Origin of the sequence: Streptomyces tatrensis (genome assembly GCF_049310065.1) — a bacterium.
Lineage (GTDB): Bacteria > Actinomycetota > Actinomycetes > Streptomycetales > Streptomycetaceae > Streptomyces.
In genome coordinates this window covers 289,955-307,321 of record NZ_JBMDLB010000011.1, presented here as the reverse complement: position 1 = coordinate 307,321, position 17,367 = coordinate 289,955, and the positions used below count along the sequence as shown (strand labels likewise).

Annotated in this window: 14 protein-coding genes; 7 read left to right on the top strand and 7 right to left on the bottom strand. The window is 71.3% G+C overall.

The window, feature by feature from the left end; all coding sequences use genetic code 11:
- Positions 1-93 precede the first annotated feature (93 nt).
- Both ACODT5_RS17060 and ACODT5_RS17055 read left to right on the top strand, forming a co-directional pair.
- Positions 94-1,146, top strand: a complete 1,053-nt coding sequence (locus tag ACODT5_RS17060) for a redoxin domain-containing protein (RefSeq protein WP_422520146.1) — start codon at positions 94-96, stop codon at positions 1,144-1,146.
- Positions 1,143-1,763, top strand: a complete 621-nt coding sequence (locus ACODT5_RS17055) for a TetR/AcrR family transcriptional regulator (RefSeq protein ID WP_422520145.1) — start codon at positions 1,143-1,145, stop codon at positions 1,761-1,763. Before ACODT5_RS17060 ends, ACODT5_RS17055 begins: the two co-directional genes overlap by 4 nt.
- 22 nt (positions 1,764-1,785) lie before the next feature.
- On the opposite strand, the gene ACODT5_RS17050 is transcribed toward ACODT5_RS17055, so the two are convergent.
- On the bottom strand, positions 1,786-2,820 hold the full coding sequence (locus ACODT5_RS17050; protein ID WP_422520144.1) for an aldo/keto reductase: 1,035 nt from the start codon (positions 2,818-2,820) through the stop codon (positions 1,786-1,788).
- Between the two features lie 105 nt (positions 2,821-2,925).
- On the opposite strand from ACODT5_RS17050, the gene ACODT5_RS17045 reads away from it, so the two are divergent.
- From ACODT5_RS17045 to ACODT5_RS17035, 3 genes are all read left to right on the top strand, one after another.
- Positions 2,926-3,591: a TetR/AcrR family transcriptional regulator gene (locus ACODT5_RS17045; RefSeq protein WP_422520143.1), complete on the top strand. Its 666-nt coding sequence runs from the start codon at positions 2,926-2,928 to the stop codon at positions 3,589-3,591.
- A gap of 254 nt (positions 3,592-3,845) precedes the next feature.
- Positions 3,846-4,577: a hypothetical protein gene (locus ACODT5_RS17040; RefSeq protein ID WP_422520142.1), complete on the top strand. Its 732-nt coding sequence runs from the start codon at positions 3,846-3,848 to the stop codon at positions 4,575-4,577.
- 93 nt (positions 4,578-4,670) lie between these two features.
- Positions 4,671-6,632: a DUF2264 domain-containing protein gene (locus ACODT5_RS17035; RefSeq protein ID WP_422520141.1), complete on the top strand. Its 1,962-nt coding sequence runs from the start codon at positions 4,671-4,673 to the stop codon at positions 6,630-6,632.
- Positions 6,633-6,667: 35 nt separating this feature from the next.
- Here the strand turns inward: ACODT5_RS17035 and ACODT5_RS17030 are convergent, their stop codons facing one another.
- From ACODT5_RS17030 to ACODT5_RS17005, 6 genes are all read right to left on the bottom strand, one after another.
- Positions 6,668-8,083 carry an amidase gene (locus ACODT5_RS17030; RefSeq protein WP_422520140.1) on the bottom strand — a complete coding sequence of 472 codons (1,416 nt, stop codon included), beginning with the start codon at positions 8,081-8,083 and terminating at the stop codon, positions 6,668-6,670.
- Positions 8,084-8,199: 116 nt separating this feature from the next.
- Positions 8,200-8,808: a hypothetical protein gene (locus tag ACODT5_RS17025; RefSeq protein ID WP_422520139.1), complete on the bottom strand. Its 609-nt coding sequence runs from the start codon at positions 8,806-8,808 to the stop codon at positions 8,200-8,202.
- A 37-nt stretch (positions 8,809-8,845) separates the two neighbouring features.
- Positions 8,846-10,339 carry an APC family permease gene (locus ACODT5_RS17020; protein WP_422520138.1) on the bottom strand — a complete coding sequence of 498 codons (1,494 nt, stop codon included), beginning with the start codon at positions 10,337-10,339 and terminating at the stop codon, positions 8,846-8,848.
- Between the two features lie 137 nt (positions 10,340-10,476).
- Positions 10,477-11,643: an agmatine deiminase family protein gene (locus ACODT5_RS17015; RefSeq protein ID WP_422520137.1), complete on the bottom strand. Its 1,167-nt coding sequence runs from the start codon at positions 11,641-11,643 to the stop codon at positions 10,477-10,479.
- 165 nt (positions 11,644-11,808) lie between these two features.
- On the bottom strand, positions 11,809-12,978 hold the full coding sequence (locus ACODT5_RS17010; protein WP_422520136.1) for an agmatine deiminase family protein: 1,170 nt from the start codon (positions 12,976-12,978) through the stop codon (positions 11,809-11,811).
- 69 nt (positions 12,979-13,047) lie between these two features.
- Positions 13,048-14,499 (bottom strand): purine-cytosine permease family protein, encoded by a 1,452-nt coding sequence (locus ACODT5_RS17005; protein ID WP_422520135.1) that lies wholly within the window; start codon positions 14,497-14,499, stop codon positions 13,048-13,050.
- Between the two features lie 480 nt (positions 14,500-14,979).
- On the opposite strand from ACODT5_RS17005, the gene ACODT5_RS17000 reads away from it, so the two are divergent.
- A complete protein-coding gene (locus tag ACODT5_RS17000) occupies positions 14,980-15,642 on the top strand; it encodes a deoxynucleoside kinase (RefSeq protein WP_422520134.1) in 663 nt (220 codons plus the stop codon).
- An 88-nt stretch (positions 15,643-15,730) separates the two neighbouring features.
- Entirely contained in the window at positions 15,731-17,290 is a 1,560-nt protein-coding gene (locus tag ACODT5_RS16995) for a peptide MFS transporter (protein ID WP_422520133.1), read from the top strand.
- Positions 17,291-17,367: the final 77 nt, after the last annotated feature.

The following is a 17,367-nucleotide window of genomic DNA, read 5'->3' as shown; positions in this document are numbered from 1 at the left end:
CCCCAAGTCGCCCGCCGGTGGCCTTGCCGTGGTGGCGATAACGCTGTTATTTTCTCAGTACATAGTTTTCATGCGAGCGCAGCGGGGGTTGCCATGGACGCCACGCAGATCACGATCCTGGACGACGGCAGGGAAACGGTCGTAGCTGCGCAAGCGGGCCCGGCAGGCCGGACCCTCCTGACCCCCGAGGCCGCCGAACAGGCCCTCGGCTGGGTCCGCAAGCCGCACGGCTGGTGTCGGGGCGACCTGTGCGTGCCCTCGTCCGCGGCCGCCCGGGCCGAACACCAGGGGCTGCTCGACCCGGTGGCCTTCGCCGGGCTCCTCGACCGCCCGGTCGCGACCGACACCGGGGTCATCGCCCTCGGAGTCTCCGCGCAAGAACGCTCGCAGGCCCTCGCCGGTGCCACCGCCCCGGACTTCACCCTCCCCGACGTCGACGGCGTGCCGCACGCGCTGAGCGACCTGCGCGGCCGCAAGGTCGCCCTGGTCTTCTGGGGCTCCTGGTGCGGTTGCCGCTACGACCTCCCCGAATGGGAGCGCCGTCACGCCGCACTCGCCGACCACGGCTTCAGCGTCCTCAGCGTCGCCGTGGACCGCCGCGCCGCCGACGCCGCGCCGTGGATCGCCGAGGCCGCGGTCACCCACCCCGCACTCATCGACACGGACGGATCCGTGTCCGACCTCTACGACGTCCTGAACGTGCCGACCGTCCTGTGGATCGACGAAGAGGGGCAGGTGGCCCGCCCCAACGACACCCAGTTCGCCACCGACCTGTTCCGCGAACTGTCGGGCCTGGACTCCGGCGCGGCGCTCGCCGCACTCGACCGCTGGGTCCTCACCGGCGACAGCGGACTGTCCGACGAGGACGTCACCCGGCACACCCGCCGCGCCACGGCCGACCAGCAGCAGGCCCGTACCGAAGCGGCCCTGGCCCTGTGGCTGCACCGGGGCGGCCGCGGGCCGGAAGCCGAACGGCACTTCGCACGGGCCGAACAGCTCGCACCGGAGGACCTGACGATCTGGCGCGGGACCATGCCCCTGCGCGGCCTGGACCCGATGGGCGACGAGTACTTCGCCAAGCGCACCGCACTCACCGAAGCCGGCATCCCGATCTACCGCCCCCTCGGCGACTGGCAGCAGGCATGAGCGGCGACCTCTACGCCCGCACCCAGGCCCAGGGCCAGGAAGCCCTGCGCGCCGCCCTCCTCGACCTGGCCGCCCAACTCCTCGCCGCAGAGGGCCCGTCCGCCCTGACCATGCGCCGCATCGCCACCGCGGCCGGCTGCTCGACCACGGTCCTCTACCGCCACTTCGGCGCGAAGGACGGCATCGCCGAGGCCCTGTACCGGGAAGGCTTCGCCCGCCTGCGCCGCAGCCTGGAGGCCGTCCCCCCGTCCGCCGACCCGCCCACCCACCTGGCCGACCTGGGCCGCGCCTACCGCCAGAACGCCCTGACCGAACGCAACCTCTACCAGGTCATGTTCGCCGGCCTCATCCCCGGCTTCACGCCCACCCCCGAGGCCCGCGAGGTCGCCGCCGCCAGCCTGGAAGTCCTCCGCGAAGCCGTACGGGCCTGCGCGGCGACCGGCGTCTTCCGCCCGGCCGTGGACGTCGACGAGGTCACGGACATCATCTGGGCGGCCGCCCACGGCTCGATCACCCTGGAACTCGCGGGCCACTTCCCGGCCCGAACGGCAGAACAGCGCTACCAAACCCTCACCAGGGCCGCGGTATCCGCATACCTGCAGGCACCGGGACCGTGACGGGGCGCCCTCGAGGGCGCCCTCAGACCGCCGGGGGGTTGAGGCGGGCGAAGCCCTCCTGCCGGTAGTACGGGAAATAGGGGTAGGGGGCCGTGCGGCTGCTCGCCGCGTCGAGCTTCGCCATCTGCTCCGGCGTGAGCGTCCAGCCCACCGCGCCGAGGTTCTGGCGCAGCTGCTCCTCGTTGCGGGCGCCGATGATGACGGAGGACACCGTCGGCCGCTGGAGGAGCCACCGCAGGGCGATCTGGGGGACGGCCCTGCCGGTCTCCGAGGCGACCTCGTCCAGCGCGTCGATCACGCGGTAGAGGTACTCGTCCTCCACCGGCGGGCCGTAGTCGGCGGTGTCGTGCAGCCTGCTGCCGGCGGGCAGCGGCTGCCCGCGCCGGATCCTGCCCGTGAGCCGGCCCCAGCCGAGCGGGCTCCAGACGATCGCGCCCAGCCCCTGGTCGAGGCCGAGCGGCAGGAGCTCCCACTCGTAGTCGCGGCCGACGAGGGAGTAGTGGACCTGATGGGCGACGTAGCGCGGGCGGCCGTGCAGGTCGGCCGCGGCGAGGGACTTCATCGCCTGCCATCCGGAGAAGTTGGAGATGCCGGTGTAGCGGATCTTCCCCGCCCGGACCAGGTCGTCCAGCGCGGACAGCACCTCCTCGACCGGAGTGCCGGCGTCGAAGGCGTGCAGCTGGAAGAGGTCGATGTGGTCGGTGTCCAGGCGGCGCAGGGCCTCGTCCACGGACGCGATCAGGCGGGACCGGGAGGTCCCCGCCCCGCCCGGGCCGTCGCCCGTGGGCAGCCCGGCCTTGGTGGAGATGAGCACCTGGTCCCGGCGTCCCTTGAGGGCAGCTCCCAGGACTTCTTCCGAGGCGCCCGCGGAGTAGACGTCGGCGGTGTCGAACATCGTGACCCCTGCGTCGATGCAGATGTCCACGAGGCGGCGCGCCTGCTGCACGTTGGTGTCGCCCCAGGCGCCGAAGAGAGGCCCCTGCCCGCCGAAGGTGCCCGCTCCGAAGCTCAGTTCCGGGACCAGAAGCCCGGACGCACCCAGCCGCCTGTACTCCATGACGCATCCTCTCCTCGCACGCGGCTCCATCTAATGGGACCACGGTTCTGTTAAGATGGTTCGAGCGTAGCAAGTCCCGATGCTTAATGGAACTGGAGTCCCGTTATGGAGTTCGCCGCAGCCGGGCCGGACAGCGTGGCCCCACCGGAGCCGGAGTCAGGCCCGCCCTCCGGGCCGGGGAGCGCGCGGCCCGGAGGGCGTACGGCCCGGGTGCGGGAGGCGGTGCTCCGGGCCGCCGGGGACGTCCTGGCCGAGCGGGGCTTCGCCCACCTGGACCTCGCCGACCTCGCGCGGCGCGCCGACGTCGGGAAGACGACCGTCTACCGCCGGTGGGGCACCGTCGCCGGCCTCATGGCCGATCTGCTGCTGGACATGGCGCAGCAGTCCCTTCCGCGGGCGGACACGGGATCGCTCCTCGAAGACCTGACGGCCAACGCCCGGCTGGTGTGCCGCACCCTGGGAGATCCCCGCCAAGGGGCCCTGTTCAAGGCGGTGATCGCGGCCGCGACCAGCGACCCCGAGGCGGCGCGTTCGCTGCACGGCTTCTACGCCGTGCGCGTCGAGGAGTGGGCGCCGTGCGTCCGGGAGGCCGTGGCCCGCGGCGAGGTGCCCGAGGGCACCGACCCGCACGAGGTGATCCGCGCGGTGTCCGCCCCCCTCTACTACCGCCTCCTGACCACGGCCCTCCCGCTCGACGACGCCGTGGCCGACCGCTCCGCGGCCGCGGCGGAGGCGGCGGCCCGTGCGGGGGCGTATGTACGGGAGGTGTAGTGGCAGTGGCCCCCGTACGTACGGGCTCGCGTGAGGGCGGGCGCCACTGCCCGGGGCAGGTTATGGGTAGATTGCCGGATGCCGGGAAAGTGCTCGACATCGGCGCGCCGCCGCATAGAGTCCCAGCTCAGGAAGCCAGTTCCCGCGACTGCGGGGACGAACCGGGGACCGGACCCCTGGGTCCGGCCTCCTCGGAGACGCTCGGTCACAATGAAGTGCCGGGCGGTGCGGTGGCCGAGAACGGAGAGGATCTGATGAGCGGGGCCGACGAGGGACGGCAGTGGCCGGACGAGGTCAGTGTCGACAACGCGAGGACGACGCTCCTACAGCTCCTCGCACGAGCGGGGGTCCCCGCCGGTGACGCGCGCGAACTGCTCGGCCTGCTGGAGGCGGGCACGCTCGCGCTCGCGCACGGGGAACTGAGCGACCGTGACCGGAGCGTGCCGGGGGACAAGGGCGAGCCGTACGAGTCGGGATGGCTCGACGGCGCCGGAGACCTCCTGGCGGAGCTGGGCGCCGTCACCGAGCGGACCCTGCTGCGGGTCGTGAACCCGGACGGCGAACAGGACGGGGCGGGACAGCGCCCGCGGGCCAGGCGCATGGAGGTCGAGCGGGCCCAAGTGGCGCTCACACCCCTGTACCTGTCGTTCACCGAGGTCTCGGAGCTCGATCCGGAGGCGACCGAGGAGGTGCTCACCGCCGTCCTCGCCACGATGAGCACGAGGCAGCGGGCCCGCTACGCGGGGCGGCTGACGGAGTTCACCAACACCCACCGGACCCGGCTGGGCCGGCTGTTCGCACGGTTCGGGGCGGGCAGCGCCATCACGGTGCACGGCCGCTTCTCGCTCGTCCACTCCGCCACGAGCATTGCCGTACTGGAGCGGCTCGTCGCCGAGCCACAGGCACTGCGCGAGGAGTGGGACGCGGCGGAGCTGCCGCCCGCGTGGCTGGACGGGCTGACGACGGCCTGGGACGCCTCGGCCTGACCTCTGCCCCCCGCTCGCTCGTTTCGAACGCTCTGATCCGCTCTCCCGACCTGCTCCCTTGACCCGCCGGAGCCATTGGATCAAGATCCCCGCATGACCCTTCCCGGACTGCCCAGCGAAGACCGCGCGTTGAGCCCGTACACCGGCTATACGCGTGCGCACTGGGAGGCGGTGGCCGACGGGCTGCTGCGTGCGGCCTGGCAGTGGGCCACGCCGCGCGGGGCCCTGCTCGACCTGCCGGGACCGCCGTCCGCCTCCGGGGTGCGCTCCGACGGGCTCGAAGGGTACGCACGCACCTTCCTCGCCGCGGCGTTCCGCGTGTCCGGGGCCGGGGGAGCGGACCCGTACGGCTGGCTGGAGCGGTACGCGGACGGCCTCGCGGCGGGAACCCGGACGCCGGGCCGTGACGACGCGGAATCCTGGCCGGTCATCCGCGACATCCACGCGGGGGGCCAGCCGATGGTCGAGTCGGCCTCGGTGGCCCTCGGACTCCGGCTGACCCGGCCGTGGCTGTGGGACCGCCTCGACAGCGCGGTGCAGGACCGGACGGAGGAGTGGCTGCGCGGCGCCCTGCGCCATGTGCCCGCCCCCAACAACTGGTACCTCTTCCCGTACACCGTGGCCGGGTTCCTGGAATCCGTGGGCCGCGGCGACGCCGAGACGGCCAGGGCCCGCAGCCGCGCGCTCGACCTCCTGGAGGGCTGGTACGCGGGCCAGGGCTGGTACGCCGACGGCGAAGGCCGCGCCTTCGACCACTACAACGGCTGGGCGCTGCACCTGTATCCGGTGCTCGACGGCCACCTCGACGGCCACCTCGACGGCCACCTCGACGGCCGACTCGGCGCCTCGCCGGACCGGGGGGACCGGCCGGCCCCGCACGGCGGCCGCCTGCGGGCCCACCTGGACGGCTTCTCCCTTCTCTTCGGCGCGGACGGGGCGCCGATCCACTTCGGGCGCTCCCTCACCTACCGCTTCGCCGCCGCGACAGCCGTCGGTCTCGGCGCCGTCACCGGCCACACCCCGCTCACCCCCGGCACCTCGCGCCGCCTGGTCAGCGGATCGCTGCGGTACTTCCTCGACCGGGGCGCCGTCGGCGCCGACGGACTGCTGGGCCTCGGCTGGCACGGCCCGCACGGGGCGACCCTGCAGAACTATTCCGGGCCGGCCTCGCCGTACTGGGCCTCCAAGGCCTTCGTCTGCCTGCTCGCCCCGGCCACGCATCCCCTGTGGACGGCGACGGAGGAGCCCGCGCCCAGCGAGGGCCCCGACCAGGCGCTCGCTCTGCCCGCTCCCGGGCTGCTGATCCAGACCACCCGCGCCGACGGGATCGTACGGCTGCACAACCACGGGAGCGACCACGTAGGGCCGGACCAGCCGGAGGACGCCCGGGACGAGGACCCGCTCTACTCCCGCCAGGCCTACTCCACCCGCAGCGGCCCCACCGCGGGCGCCAACACCCCGGACAACCACCTCGCCGTGGTCGTGGCGGGCGCCCGCAGTGTCCGGCGGCGCATCCACCCGCTGGGTACCGGCCAGGGGAACGGCTGGGGCTGGGCCGCGTCCTGGCACCGGCCGGTGTTCCCCGGGGGCGCGCCCACGGTCCCCGGCCTGCGCGTGGAGAGCGTGACCTTCGTCCGCGGCCGGCACGAACTGCGCGTGCACCGGGTGCACGGAGCCCCGTACGGCGCCCGCGTGGAACAGACGGGCTGGGCCACGGGGCCCGAGGAGCCGCTCCGCTCGGAGCTCCACCCCGTGCACGGCTGGGAGGCGCGGGACGAGGCGCGGGCCCCGGCCGGGACGGCGTTCACGCGATGGGCGAGCATGCCCCGACTGACGGCCGGGGCCGGGGGAACGGGCCTGTACGCGGCGCTGGTCGCGCTCGCCGGCTCCGGCACCAGCACCAGCGAGCCGGATCCGGTGCCGATCGCCGAGGTGCTCACCCGGGCGACGGCGGACGAAGGATCCATCGAGGTGCGATGGGCGGACGACGGATCGCTGACCCGCATCGCCTTCGAGCCCCTGCGCGTGGAGCACCTGCCGGCGCCCACCGGGTAGCGGCCGCGCGCCCCGCAGGTCTCCCGCTCGCTGCGTCACTGGTCCTGGATGCGCCGGAACGGCCGGTCGGCCTCCAGCTCGAAGGCGATCTCCAGCAGTCGCCGCTCACCGCCGGGACGGGCGGCGAACATGACGCCCACCGGCAGCCCGTCCGGGGTCGGGCTCGCGGCGGGCACCGAGATCGACGGCGTGCCGACGACGTTGTCGACCGGCGTGAAGGCCACGTACGCGAGGATCCGCTCGATCAGCTTCGCGTAGGGAACGGTCGGGCTGAGGTGGCCGATCGGCGGCGTGGTGTGGGCTAGCACCGGCGACATCACGAGGTCGAGCCCGCGGAACGCAGCCGCGTAGGCCTCCTTCGTGCGCTTCAGCCGCCGCAGGACGCCGGGAGTCCGCCGCCAGTTCCGCAGGTACTCCTCGCGCAGCCCCTGGCTGAGGCCGTCCATGCGGCGGCGGTCGAAGTCCGCACCGAGGGTCCGGCCCGTCAGGCCGAGGAGGAAGGACAACATGCCCCAGTACGTGAGGAAGTCGTCGGTGAAACTCGGATCCATGCCCAACTCCACCGGTTCCACGGTGTGTCCGAGCCGTTCGAGCCGCTCCGCGGTCTCCGCGACCGCCGCCCGGGTGGAGGCGTCGGAGTGCACGCCGTTCGGCGAGTCCAGCACGAACCCGATGCGCAGCCGCCGCGCCGAGGGGCCTTCGACCAGTCCGACGGGCGGCAGTCCGGGGCTGCGCCGGTACGTCTCCGCAGCGGCGAGGAACGCGGCGACGTCCCGCACGGAACGGCTCACGACCCCGTCGGAGATGATGTCGAGCGGCAGTTGGCGGCCCAGGGCACTGGCCACGACGCGGCCGCGCGACGGCTTGAGGCCGACGAGTCCGCAGCAGGCCGCGGGTATGCGGATCGAGCCGCCGCCGTCATTGGCGTGCGCGATCGGCACGGCACCGGCGGCGACCAGCGCCGCGCTGCCGCCCGACGAGCCGCCCGCCGAGTAGCCCGTGCCCCAGGGGTTGCGCACCGGCTCCGCACCGGCGTACTCGGTGGTCGGGCTGAACCCGAATTCGGGCAGCCGGGTCTTGCCCAGCACGGTGACCCCGCTGCTCAGGAGCTGCTGGGTGAACGGCGCGTGCCGCCGGGCCGGCCTCGGCCGGAAGGCGGCGCTGCCGTGGCCCGTGGGCAGCCCCTGGAGGTCGGTGTTGTCCTTGACGAAGGTCGGCACCCCGCCGAAGGCGCCGCCCGTACCGACGGCGTGCACCGGGCTGTCGGCGTGTACCTGGACCGCGCGGAGCCGTGCGTCGACCGCCCGTACCCGCTCCCCGGCGTCCCGGGCGGCCTCGGCGGGGGAGACCTCGCCCCGCCGGATCGCCGCGGCGAGACCGACGGCGTCGTGCTCTCCCAGCGCGTCGTCCCGGAACGCGTGCACGATGGTCCGTTCGTCGAAAGTCGTCACCGCTGCGTCAGCCCCCGTCGTGTGGATGGTCGTCGGCCATCATTGCCTACCGTCAGGTAACACGCGAGGTTTTCGCAAGCCATTCGATGCCCCGGGAGACGGCGAACGGGCCTGCCTCAGACGGGCCTTGTCCTGTTCCGCCAGCGGATGAAGAGCTGTTCCGCATCTCCGGTGTACGACCAAGGCGCCTCGGTGGCACGGTTGTCCAGCAGCCGGAAGATCGCACCCGCCCGGTCCGCCATGCCCGCCTTGACCAGGCCGTGCGCCAGGTGGTTCAGGTCGGCGACGTCCTGCGCCGCGGGCGTGCGGTGCGCGATCCACGCGTCCAGGGCGTGCCGCAGGTCACCCCGTGCGCGCTCGTCGTTCCAGTGCCCGGTCAGCCCCAGTACGGTGTTTCCCCCGGTCGCCATCCGGTGGCGGTAGTGCTCGGCCCGCGCGACCTGGGGCAGGATCGCCAAGGGGGATCCCTGTGGGGCGGAGCCCGCTGCTTCCCAGGCGAAGTTGAGGGCCGTGCCGTAGGAGCCGTGCCAGCGGGCCGACAGGTAGCGCAGCGCCTGGTGGTGTGCCTCGCGGTGGTTCGGATCCCGTCCGCGGATCTCCTGCCACCATGCGCCCGTGCTGGAATGCCCTTGCGGATAGAGCCTGGCGAGGGCGAACAGGGACACCCACGGATAGGGATCGAGGGGTGCCAGCTCGGCCGCCCGGTGGCAGAGCCGGGCCGCCACGTCCAGCCGCTCGGCGTCGGGCTGCCGGACGGTGTGCTCAGAAGTCGGACAGGAGACCGTCGCGCCGGCCGCGGTCCGGACCGGCGTCGGACAGGGCGGCGGGAAGGTACGCGTCGGCCGCTTCCTCGGATCGCGGGCCGAGCGGCCGGGGATGGAAGAACGAGCGGCCGCCCCGGATCCGTGCGATGACCAGCGGGACCAGCCCGACGGCCAGCAAGCCGAGCCCGATGGTCAGTTCGGTGCCGGTCAGGGTGGGGATCGCGGCGGCGAAGACCCAGATGTTGAAGGCGGTGCCCGCGAGCGGCCACAGGCCCAGGAAGATCAGGTTCCCGGCGGAGGCGAGCAGCACGCTGCGGTAGGCCACGCTGACGGCGATCCCGGCCAGGGCGTAGTAGAAGGCGATCAGCAGGCCGATCCCCTTGAGCGCGTGCTCCAGGATGCCCACCCCCGAGCTGAGGAGCGCCACGAGCAAAAGGGCCGTCACCGTGACCGCGACGACGGCCAGCGTGGAGGCCACGGGGGTCTGGCGCCGAGGGTGGATCCGCCCGAAGAGGGAGGGGATCGTCCGGTCCCGGCCCATCGCGAACAGGGTGCGGGTCGCCTGCAGGAGCGTGGTCTCCAGCGTGGCGACCATGGAGAGCGGCACGGCGAGAACGAGCAGGGTGCCCCCCACTCCGGGCCAGGCCGCCTCACCGAGCTGGAGGAGGAATCCGCCGTCCGTCGAGGTGATGGCGTCCGGGCCGAGCAGCACGTTCGAGGCGACGGTCAGGGTCAGCAGGGTGGCGGCGAAGACCAGGAGGCCGATCAGTCCGCCGAGTCCGGAGCCGCCCCGGCCGCCCCGTGTCTCCTCGCTGAGGTTGGCCGTCACGTCCCAGCCCCAGTACAGGGCGCTCGCGATCAGCGCCCCGGCCGTGAAGGTATGGGTCGCGTCGAAGTGGCCGAAGCCGAACCAGGAGAACGAGAACGCGGAGGCGTGGCCGTCCCGCGTCAGCGCGGTGACCGCAACGGTCAGCAGCAGGGCGAGCTGGGTCCCGACGGCGATGGTCCGCACGCGGGCGGCGACCCTGGCGCCGGATGCCACGAGGGCCGCTATCAGCAGGAACCAGCCGAGCCCGACCGCGGTGGCCAGAGCGTCGCTTCCGGCCAGCTCCTCGTCGAAGAGCGAGAGGGTGGCGCTGCCCGCCGGCGTCGTCGAGGCGATGATGAACAGGGTGGTCGCGACGACCACCGCCCACCCGCTGAGGAATCCGAGGAAGGGGTGCAGGGTCCTGGACACCCAGGAGTAGGTGGCGCCGGAACTGACGTCGAGCCTCCCCAGATGCCGCAGCGCCAGGGCGATGCCCAGGACCGGGATGGCGCAGTACAGCAGGACGGCCGGGGAGGCGAACCCGGCCGCCGCGACGAGCGCGGGAACCAGGGCGACGACCGTGTACGCCGGCCCGCAGCCCGCCACCGCCATGACCACGGAGTCGAACGTGCTCAGGGACCCGGCCCGCAGCCCGCCCCCGCGGTTGCCCCGCCTGGTGTTCATCCCTGCGCCTCTCCTCGACTGTGACTGTGCTGTCAACGGTTGGTTGTGACGTCGGCCGGTCGACCGGTCGGCCGGTCGACCGGCCCGACCGGCCCGAGGCCGACCGACCACGGCCGGGCGGCCCCTCCCGCGCGTGACTAGACCAACGGGGGTACGACGGGCTGCGACTGGGTGGCGCAGTGGATCCCGCCGCCACCGGAGGCGATGTTGTCGATGTTGAGCTGGACGATGTTCCGGCTGGGATAGGCGGACTGCAGGATGGCGTAGGCCAGGCCGTCGGCATAGCCGTCACCGAACTGCGGGGCGATGACCGCGCCGTTCACCGTGTAGTAGTTGGTGTAGCTCGACAGGAAGTCATTGCCCTGCCCGCGGATGGCGCTGCGGTCCGGACCGGGGAGTTCGGTGATGGTCAGCGCGCGGCCCTGGGCGTCGGTGGCGCCCCGCAGGATCCGCGCGGTCTCCTCGTAGACGGCGATCCACTTGCTGTCGGCGCCGCGACCGGGCTTGTCCAGGATGACCTTGCCGGGCGCGGTGAAGCGGGCGAGGCAGTCGATGTGGCAGTCGGTGATGTCCTGGCCGGCCAGGCCCGGGACCCAGATCACCTTGTCGATGCCGAGCGCCGCCTTCATCGCCTGCTCGACCTGTTCCTGCGACTTGCCCGGATTGCGGTTGCTGTTGACCATCGAGCTCACCGTGGCCAGCAGGGTGCCCTGGCCGTCGGTCTCCAGCGAGCCGCCCTCGCCCACGAAGGACGCCTGGATCCGGTTGACGCCGTACTGGCCGAGGAGCGTCTCGGCGGCCACGGCGTCGTTGGCGAAGGGCTGGGCGTACGAGGTGCCGGCCTTGCCCCATCCGTTGAAGTTGGTGTCCACCCCGGCGATCGCGCCGGGGCCCACGACGAAGGTGGGGCCGAAGTCCCGGATCCACAGGTCGTCGTTGGCTATCTCGATGACGTCTATTCCGTAGTAGGCACCGCTCCCGCACAGGTACCGGGCGTCCGCGGCCTGCCCGTAGCGGGCCAGCATCACCACGGGCTCGTAGCGCGAGATCGCGTACGCCACGTTCGCGATGTCCCTGCGCACCGCGCCGAGGCTGGTGCCCCACACGGAGGAGAGCGCCGGCCAGGCCATGAAGGTACGGACGTGCCGGCCCTCCTCCGCGGGCATCCGCAGAGTGGTGGAGCCACTGGGGGCCGTGGCCGCCCGGGCGGCCGTCGGCAGGGCGGATCCGAAGGCCGCGAGCGGCAGGGCCGCCGCACCGAACTGGAGCAGCCTGCGCCGGGACGTGGCCGGGGTGTTGTTCATGGGACTCCCTGGTGAACAGTGAACAAGAGACGAGCGATGCGTCTCACATCCTGGTCTGTACTGAAAATTCAGTCAATGGATCCGCGTGTATGACTGAAAATTCAGTCAGAGAGCCATCGGGGTGAGGCCGGCCCGGGCCTCGAACGTGAGGCCCGGGCCGGTTGTTCAGCGGTTGGGCTCCTGCATCGTGACGCAGTGCGCGCCGCCGCCGCCGTTGCCGTAGAGGTTGTCGAGGTTGAGCTGTACGACGGGCCTGCCGTAGGCGGCCGCGATGGCCGTCTTGGCCGCCGCGTCCCTGGCGGTGTCGCCGAACTGGGTCGTGATCACCGCCTGGTTGGTCACCGTCCAGTTCATGTAGGAGCTCAGGAACTCGCTCCGCTTGTCGGCCGATATGCGGGGCAGGGTGTCGGGGCCCTGGATGGTGAGGACCTGCAGCCGGCGTCCCCTCGCGTCGGTCGCGTTCACCAGGACGTCGTGGATGTCCTGGGCGTTGCGGGTCCAGACGGCCGGCCGTACGGCGCCGTTGAGCTGCACCATCACCACGCCGGGCTTGATGTAGCGGGCGGTGCCGTCGATGTGGCCGTCGGTGACGTCCTCCCCGGTGACGCCGGGCAGCCAGATCATCTTCGTGGCGCCGAACCGGGCCAGCAGCTCCGCCTCGATCTGGCTGCGCGTCTTGCCGGGATTGCGGTTGCTGTTCACCCAGCAGCTCTCGGTCGCCATCAGCGTGCCGTCGCCGTCGTACTCCACTCCGCCGCCCTCGCCGACCACGGACGCCTTGGCGAACGCGACGCCCGTGTAGGCGGCGAGCTTCTGCGCGACGACGCGGTCCTTGTTGTAGGCGGTGCCGGGGATGCCGTAGAAGGTCGTGGCGTTCTCGCCCCAGGCGTTGAAGTTCAGGCCGATGGAGTCGAGGCCGCCGGCGCCGTCGACGCGGAACAGCGGGCCGGTGTCACGCATCCAGCAGTCCGAGACGGGAACCGAGCTGATCACCGTGACGGTGGACCCGCACATGCTCCGGGCCTGCGACGCGGCCGACGAACCGTCCGCGCACATGGTGACCGGCTCGTACTTGGCGATCTCCTTGGCGAGCTTGGCGATGTCGGTCTGGATCTTGGACAGCGTGCTGCCCCAGATCGTGTAGCTGGAGGGCCAGGCCATCCAGGTCCGCTTGTGCGACGTCTCTTCGCCCGGTACGCGCCAGGCCGCGGCCTGGGCCGGCGAGATGCCGCCGAGTACGGGACCCACCGCCAGGCCGGCCGCGACCGCTCCGGTCCGGGCGAGGAGGGTTCTGCGGCTCATGCCCGCCGTGTTGCCGTTGTGCTCTGTCTTCACGTGGTGCTCCTTGTCGCGGAGGTTCGTTTCTTTCCGTGGGGTTCGTTCTGTCCGTGCGGCGCGGGGTGCTCAGTGGGGTGGCGCCAGCAGCCCCTCCTCCCTGACCATCCGGCGCTCGGTGTCCAGGTCGAGGCTTCGGGCGAACGCCCAGTAGAGGAGGCCGGCCACCGGCAGGCCGACGGCGATCGAGCAGTCCACGCCTCCGAGGAGCTCCGCGACGGGGCCGACGTAGAGGCCGGTGATGACCATGAACGGCGCCATGCAGGCGAGACCGATGACGTAGGCGAGGTTTCCCCGCCAGCCCCATCGGCCGTATATGCCGTGCGGGTTGAAGATCTCCTTGACGACGTACTGGCCGCGCCGGACGAAGAAGTAGTCGACCAGGTTGATGGCCGTCCACGGGATGAACAGGTAGGTCAGCACCACCACCACGTTGGCGAAGAACCAGTTGAACTGGTCGATGCCGACGAGGGTGGAGACCGTTCCGACAGCCACGAGCATGATCCCGATCGTCGCGACCCGGAGGGTCCGCGTCGGTTTGACCGGCCGGAACGAGTCCAGGATCGAGATCATGGTCAGGCTGCCGCCGTACTGGTTGATCGCCATGATGGAGAGCAGGCCGACCAGCAGGACGACGACGGCGATCGTGCCGAATCCACTGAACAAACGGTCAGCCGACATCTTCAGGGCGGTCACCGGGTCCGTGCCCTTGGGCGCACCGGCCGAGACCACGGCGCCCAGGATGAACACCCAGATCCCGGAGACGGCGCTGGGCAGGTAGGTCCACCAGAAGGTGCTGCGCACGGGGACGTCGGGTCTGAGGTAGCGCGAGTAGTCCGAGACGTACGGCGCCCAGCCCAGTTGGAAGCCGGCGACGAAGACGAAGACGAGCATGAACGGGGCGAGGTCGAGCGGGCCGGCGTCCCACACTCCGTCCGGCAGTCCTCCACCGAACAGGGCGGACACGGTGACGGCCGCGGTGACCACGACGAAGGGCCAGGTGAGCCACCTGTTCAGGCGGTGGATCCACTGGTACCCGAACAGGGCGATCACGGTCGCCACCGCGGCGGCCAGCAGGTAGCCGACTCCGTTGGGCACTCCGGTCAGCAGGTTCATGGCCTGGCCGGAGAGCAGGGCGTCGGAGGTGTTGAAGGCGACGTAGTTGACGAGCGCGAACACCCATACCGTGACCGCGGCGCCCAGGTAGCCGAACTGCGCCCGCGATTGGACCAGTTGGGGTAGTCCCAGCTGGGGCCCCTGGGCCGAGTGGAACGCCATGAAGAACGTCCCGAAGAGCGAGCCGAGGACCGTGGCGACCACGGTCCAGACGAGCGAAGCCCCCATGGACAGCGTCACGACGCCGGTCGCCAGGCCGGTGAGGTTGAGGCTGCCGACGAACCAGATGGCCCCGACGCTCGAGGGTTTGCCATGTCGTTCGGAGAGGGGCACCCAGTCGATCGAGTGCTGTTCGATGCCCGCAGGCGATGCGGAGTCGTGCGTGGGCGAGGCAACTGGGGCCATTGGGGCTCCTGTACACGGGGGCTTGCATGAAGCCGTCAGCGGTCCTGAGCTTCCAGGGCCGAGCGGGGTGCGCTCACAGTAGGGACTGACGGAAATTTCAGTCAATGCCTTTGGCGGGACGATCTGACGAGGCTTCGAAGGGGGTGTCGTCGCGTTCGCGCACCGGGGGAGAGCTCCGGGAGGCAGGGCTGGGCGGGTGACGGTGCCCGGGGAGGTGTGCGGCGGGGCGTCACTTATGCTTCTTGGCGGCCGCGGGTGGTGGCTCGTGGCCGTACGCGGCACCTGCGGAACGGGCCGGTCAGGCCGGTCGAGGAGGGTGTCCCGTGTCCGGGTGTCGACCCGAACCGGGACCGCATGGCGCTGATCGCGAAGATCACGACGATCATGGGGAATCGAGCGACCGCCGACACGCGTCTGCAGTGGGGTGGGGCGCCCGGCCCACGCGCTCGCGAACAGAAGACCCCCAGGGAGAAGTGAGGAATGCCAGTGATCTGCGTCGGAGGCATGATCGGAATCGGCAAGACGAGCGTTGCCGAGCTGCTCGCCAAGGAGCTGGGCAGCGAGGTCTTCTACGAGAGCGTGGAAGACAATCCGATCCTCCCGCTCTTCTACACGGCGAGCCCCGAGGAGATCCAGGCGAAGCGCTACCCCTTCCTCCTGCAGCTCTACTTCCTGCAGACGCGGTTCGCCGCGATCAAGGAGGCGTACAAGCAGGGCGACAACGTCCTGGACCGGTCCATCTACGAGGACTGGTACTTCGCCAAGGTCAATCACGACCTGGGCCGGATCAGCTCCCTCGAGATGCGCGTGTACGAGGGGCTCCTGGGCGAGATGATGCGCGAGATCGACGGCCTGCCGTACCGCAAGGCGCCCGACCTCATGGTCTACCTCAAGGCGGACTTCGAGACGGTGCTGCACCGCATCGGCCTGCGGGGCCGCGATTTCGAGCAGGACGAGAGCCTCGTCGAGTACTACCGCACGCTGTGGTCCGGCTATGACGACTGGGTGCACACGTACTACTCGGCCAGCGAGGTCCTCGTCATCGACATGAACCACACGGACGTGGTGCACAACCCCGAGGACGCGGCCCGCGTGGTGCGCGAGGTCAAGGAAGCCCTGGTGGCGGGCCGGCTCCGGGCCTGACGCCGCGATGTCATGATTCACCCCTGATTCGGCCAAATCCGGGCAAATCAATAATGAAAACGACTTTCAGTAAGTCATTATTGAATGTATGAGCCAACGACTTTTGGGGCGGTGTGCTGCGAGCGGCCCGGCGGCGCCTTCCCAGGCGCCGCTCCGGCACCACCCCCGCGGACTGGCGACGCTCGCCCTGACGGAGAGGTGGGAGCGCTTCAGCCTCTACGGGATGATCGCGATCCTGGTGCACTTCTTCGCGGCCTCGAAGGCGGCCGGGGGCATGGGCATCGACGTCAACCGCTCGGCCGCGGTCGAGGGCGTCTACATGGCGGCGATCGGGCTGCTCGCCCTACCCGGGGGCTGGGTGGCCGACCACTTCCTCGGGTCCCGCCGGTCCGTGTTCTGGGGCGGTGTCGTGATCATGGCGGGCCACACCTGCATGGCGGTGCCCGGCAACGCCGGCATCTGGCCCGGCCTGCTCCTCATCACGCTCGGCACGGGCCTGCTCAAGACCAACATCACCGCGATGGTGGGCTTCCTCTACGCGAACGGCGACACCGACCGGCGCGCGGCGGGCTACTCCCTCTACTACATGGGCATCAGCTTCGGCGCCCTGGTGGCCCCGCTGATCGTCGGCTACCTCGGTGAGAAGGTCGACTGGCACCTCGGCTTCGCCGCCGCCGCGATCGGCATGGCCCTCGGCCTCACTCAGTTCGTCCTCGGCAGGAAGCGTATGGCCGAGACCTACGAGGAGCCCCCCGCCGTCCCCCTGACCCGGCGCGAACGCCGCAACTTGCTGCGCGCCGCGGGCATCGTGGCCGCCACCCTCGCCGTACTCGTCCTGCTCGCCGGCGAGACCGGCCTCCTGGACCTCGACACGGGCACGTACGCGCTGACGGCCACCGGAGTCATCGTCCCGATCGGGTACCTGACCCACATGTACCGCAGCCCCGCCATCACAGCCGAAGAGCGCCTGCGGCTGAAGGCGTACATGTGGTTCTTCGCGGCCGCCGCGCTCTTCTGGATGATCTACGACCAGGCCGGCAACGCGCTGAACCTCTTCGCCTCGCACCGGGTCGACCTGAACCTCTTCGGCTGGGCCATGCCGGCGAGCTGGACCCAGTCCATCGCCTCCGTGTTCGGGATCGCGCTGGCGCCGCTGTTCGCGCTGTTCTGGGTGCGCGGGGGCCGCAGGTTCTCCACCCCCGGCCGGTTCGCCACGGCGCTCGCCCTCGTGGGCCTCTCCTTCCTCGTCATGGCCCTCGCCTCCTCGTTCGCCACCGGCGGCCGGAAGGTCTCCCTGGCGTGGCTGATCGGCGTCTTCCTCCAAGTCGTAGGCGAGCTGTGCCTGAGCCTGGTGGGCGTGGTGATGACCATGGTCCTCGCGCCGCGGGCCTTCACCAACCGGATGATCGGCATCTGGTTCCTGGCGGCCGCGACCGGCGACGGCATCGGCGGCCAGCTCCCGCGCCTGGACCACGTGCTCGGGCAGTCCGCCAACTTCATGTGGCAGGGCGCCCTGCTGATCGTCGCGGGCCTGGTCATGCTCAGCCGCTCCAGGTGGCTGCGCTCCCTGATCGGCGAGCACCGGCCGGGTGAGGCGCCGGCCGCGACGCCGAACGTGAAGCAGGCCGCGATGTCGGCCACCACCTGAGGCCGCGCGCCGACACGGATCGGACGCCATCCACTCGGGAGAGTTCTACGGAGATATCGGGATGTTTGCCACATATT

Excerpts from the sequence above, each read along its gene's own strand:
- ACODT5_RS17060 (WP_422520146.1), top strand. The coding sequence starts at position 94 with ATGGACGCCACGCAGATCACGATCCTGGACGACGGCAGGGAAACGGTC.
- ACODT5_RS17055 (WP_422520145.1), top strand. The coding sequence starts at position 1,143 with ATGAGCGGCGACCTCTACGCCCGCACCCAGGCCCAGGGCCAGGAAGCC.
- ACODT5_RS17050 (WP_422520144.1), bottom strand. The coding sequence starts at position 2,820 with ATGGAGTACAGGCGGCTGGGTGCGTCCGGGCTTCTGGTCCCGGAACTG.
- ACODT5_RS17045 (WP_422520143.1), top strand. The coding sequence starts at position 2,926 with ATGGAGTTCGCCGCAGCCGGGCCGGACAGCGTGGCCCCACCGGAGCCG.
- ACODT5_RS17040 (WP_422520142.1), top strand. The coding sequence starts at position 3,846 with ATGAGCGGGGCCGACGAGGGACGGCAGTGGCCGGACGAGGTCAGTGTC.
- ACODT5_RS17035 (WP_422520141.1), top strand. The coding sequence starts at position 4,671 with ATGACCCTTCCCGGACTGCCCAGCGAAGACCGCGCGTTGAGCCCGTAC.
- ACODT5_RS17020 (WP_422520138.1), bottom strand. The coding sequence starts at position 10,339 with ATGAACACCAGGCGGGGCAACCGCGGGGGCGGGCTGCGGGCCGGGTCC.
- ACODT5_RS17015 (WP_422520137.1), bottom strand. The coding sequence starts at position 11,643 with ATGAACAACACCCCGGCCACGTCCCGGCGCAGGCTGCTCCAGTTCGGT.
- ACODT5_RS17005 (WP_422520135.1), bottom strand. The coding sequence starts at position 14,499 with ATGGCCCCAGTTGCCTCGCCCACGCACGACTCCGCATCGCCTGCGGGC.
- ACODT5_RS17000 (WP_422520134.1), top strand. The coding sequence starts at position 14,980 with ATGCCAGTGATCTGCGTCGGAGGCATGATCGGAATCGGCAAGACGAGC.
- ACODT5_RS16995 (WP_422520133.1), top strand. The coding sequence starts at position 15,731 with ATGAGCCAACGACTTTTGGGGCGGTGTGCTGCGAGCGGCCCGGCGGCG.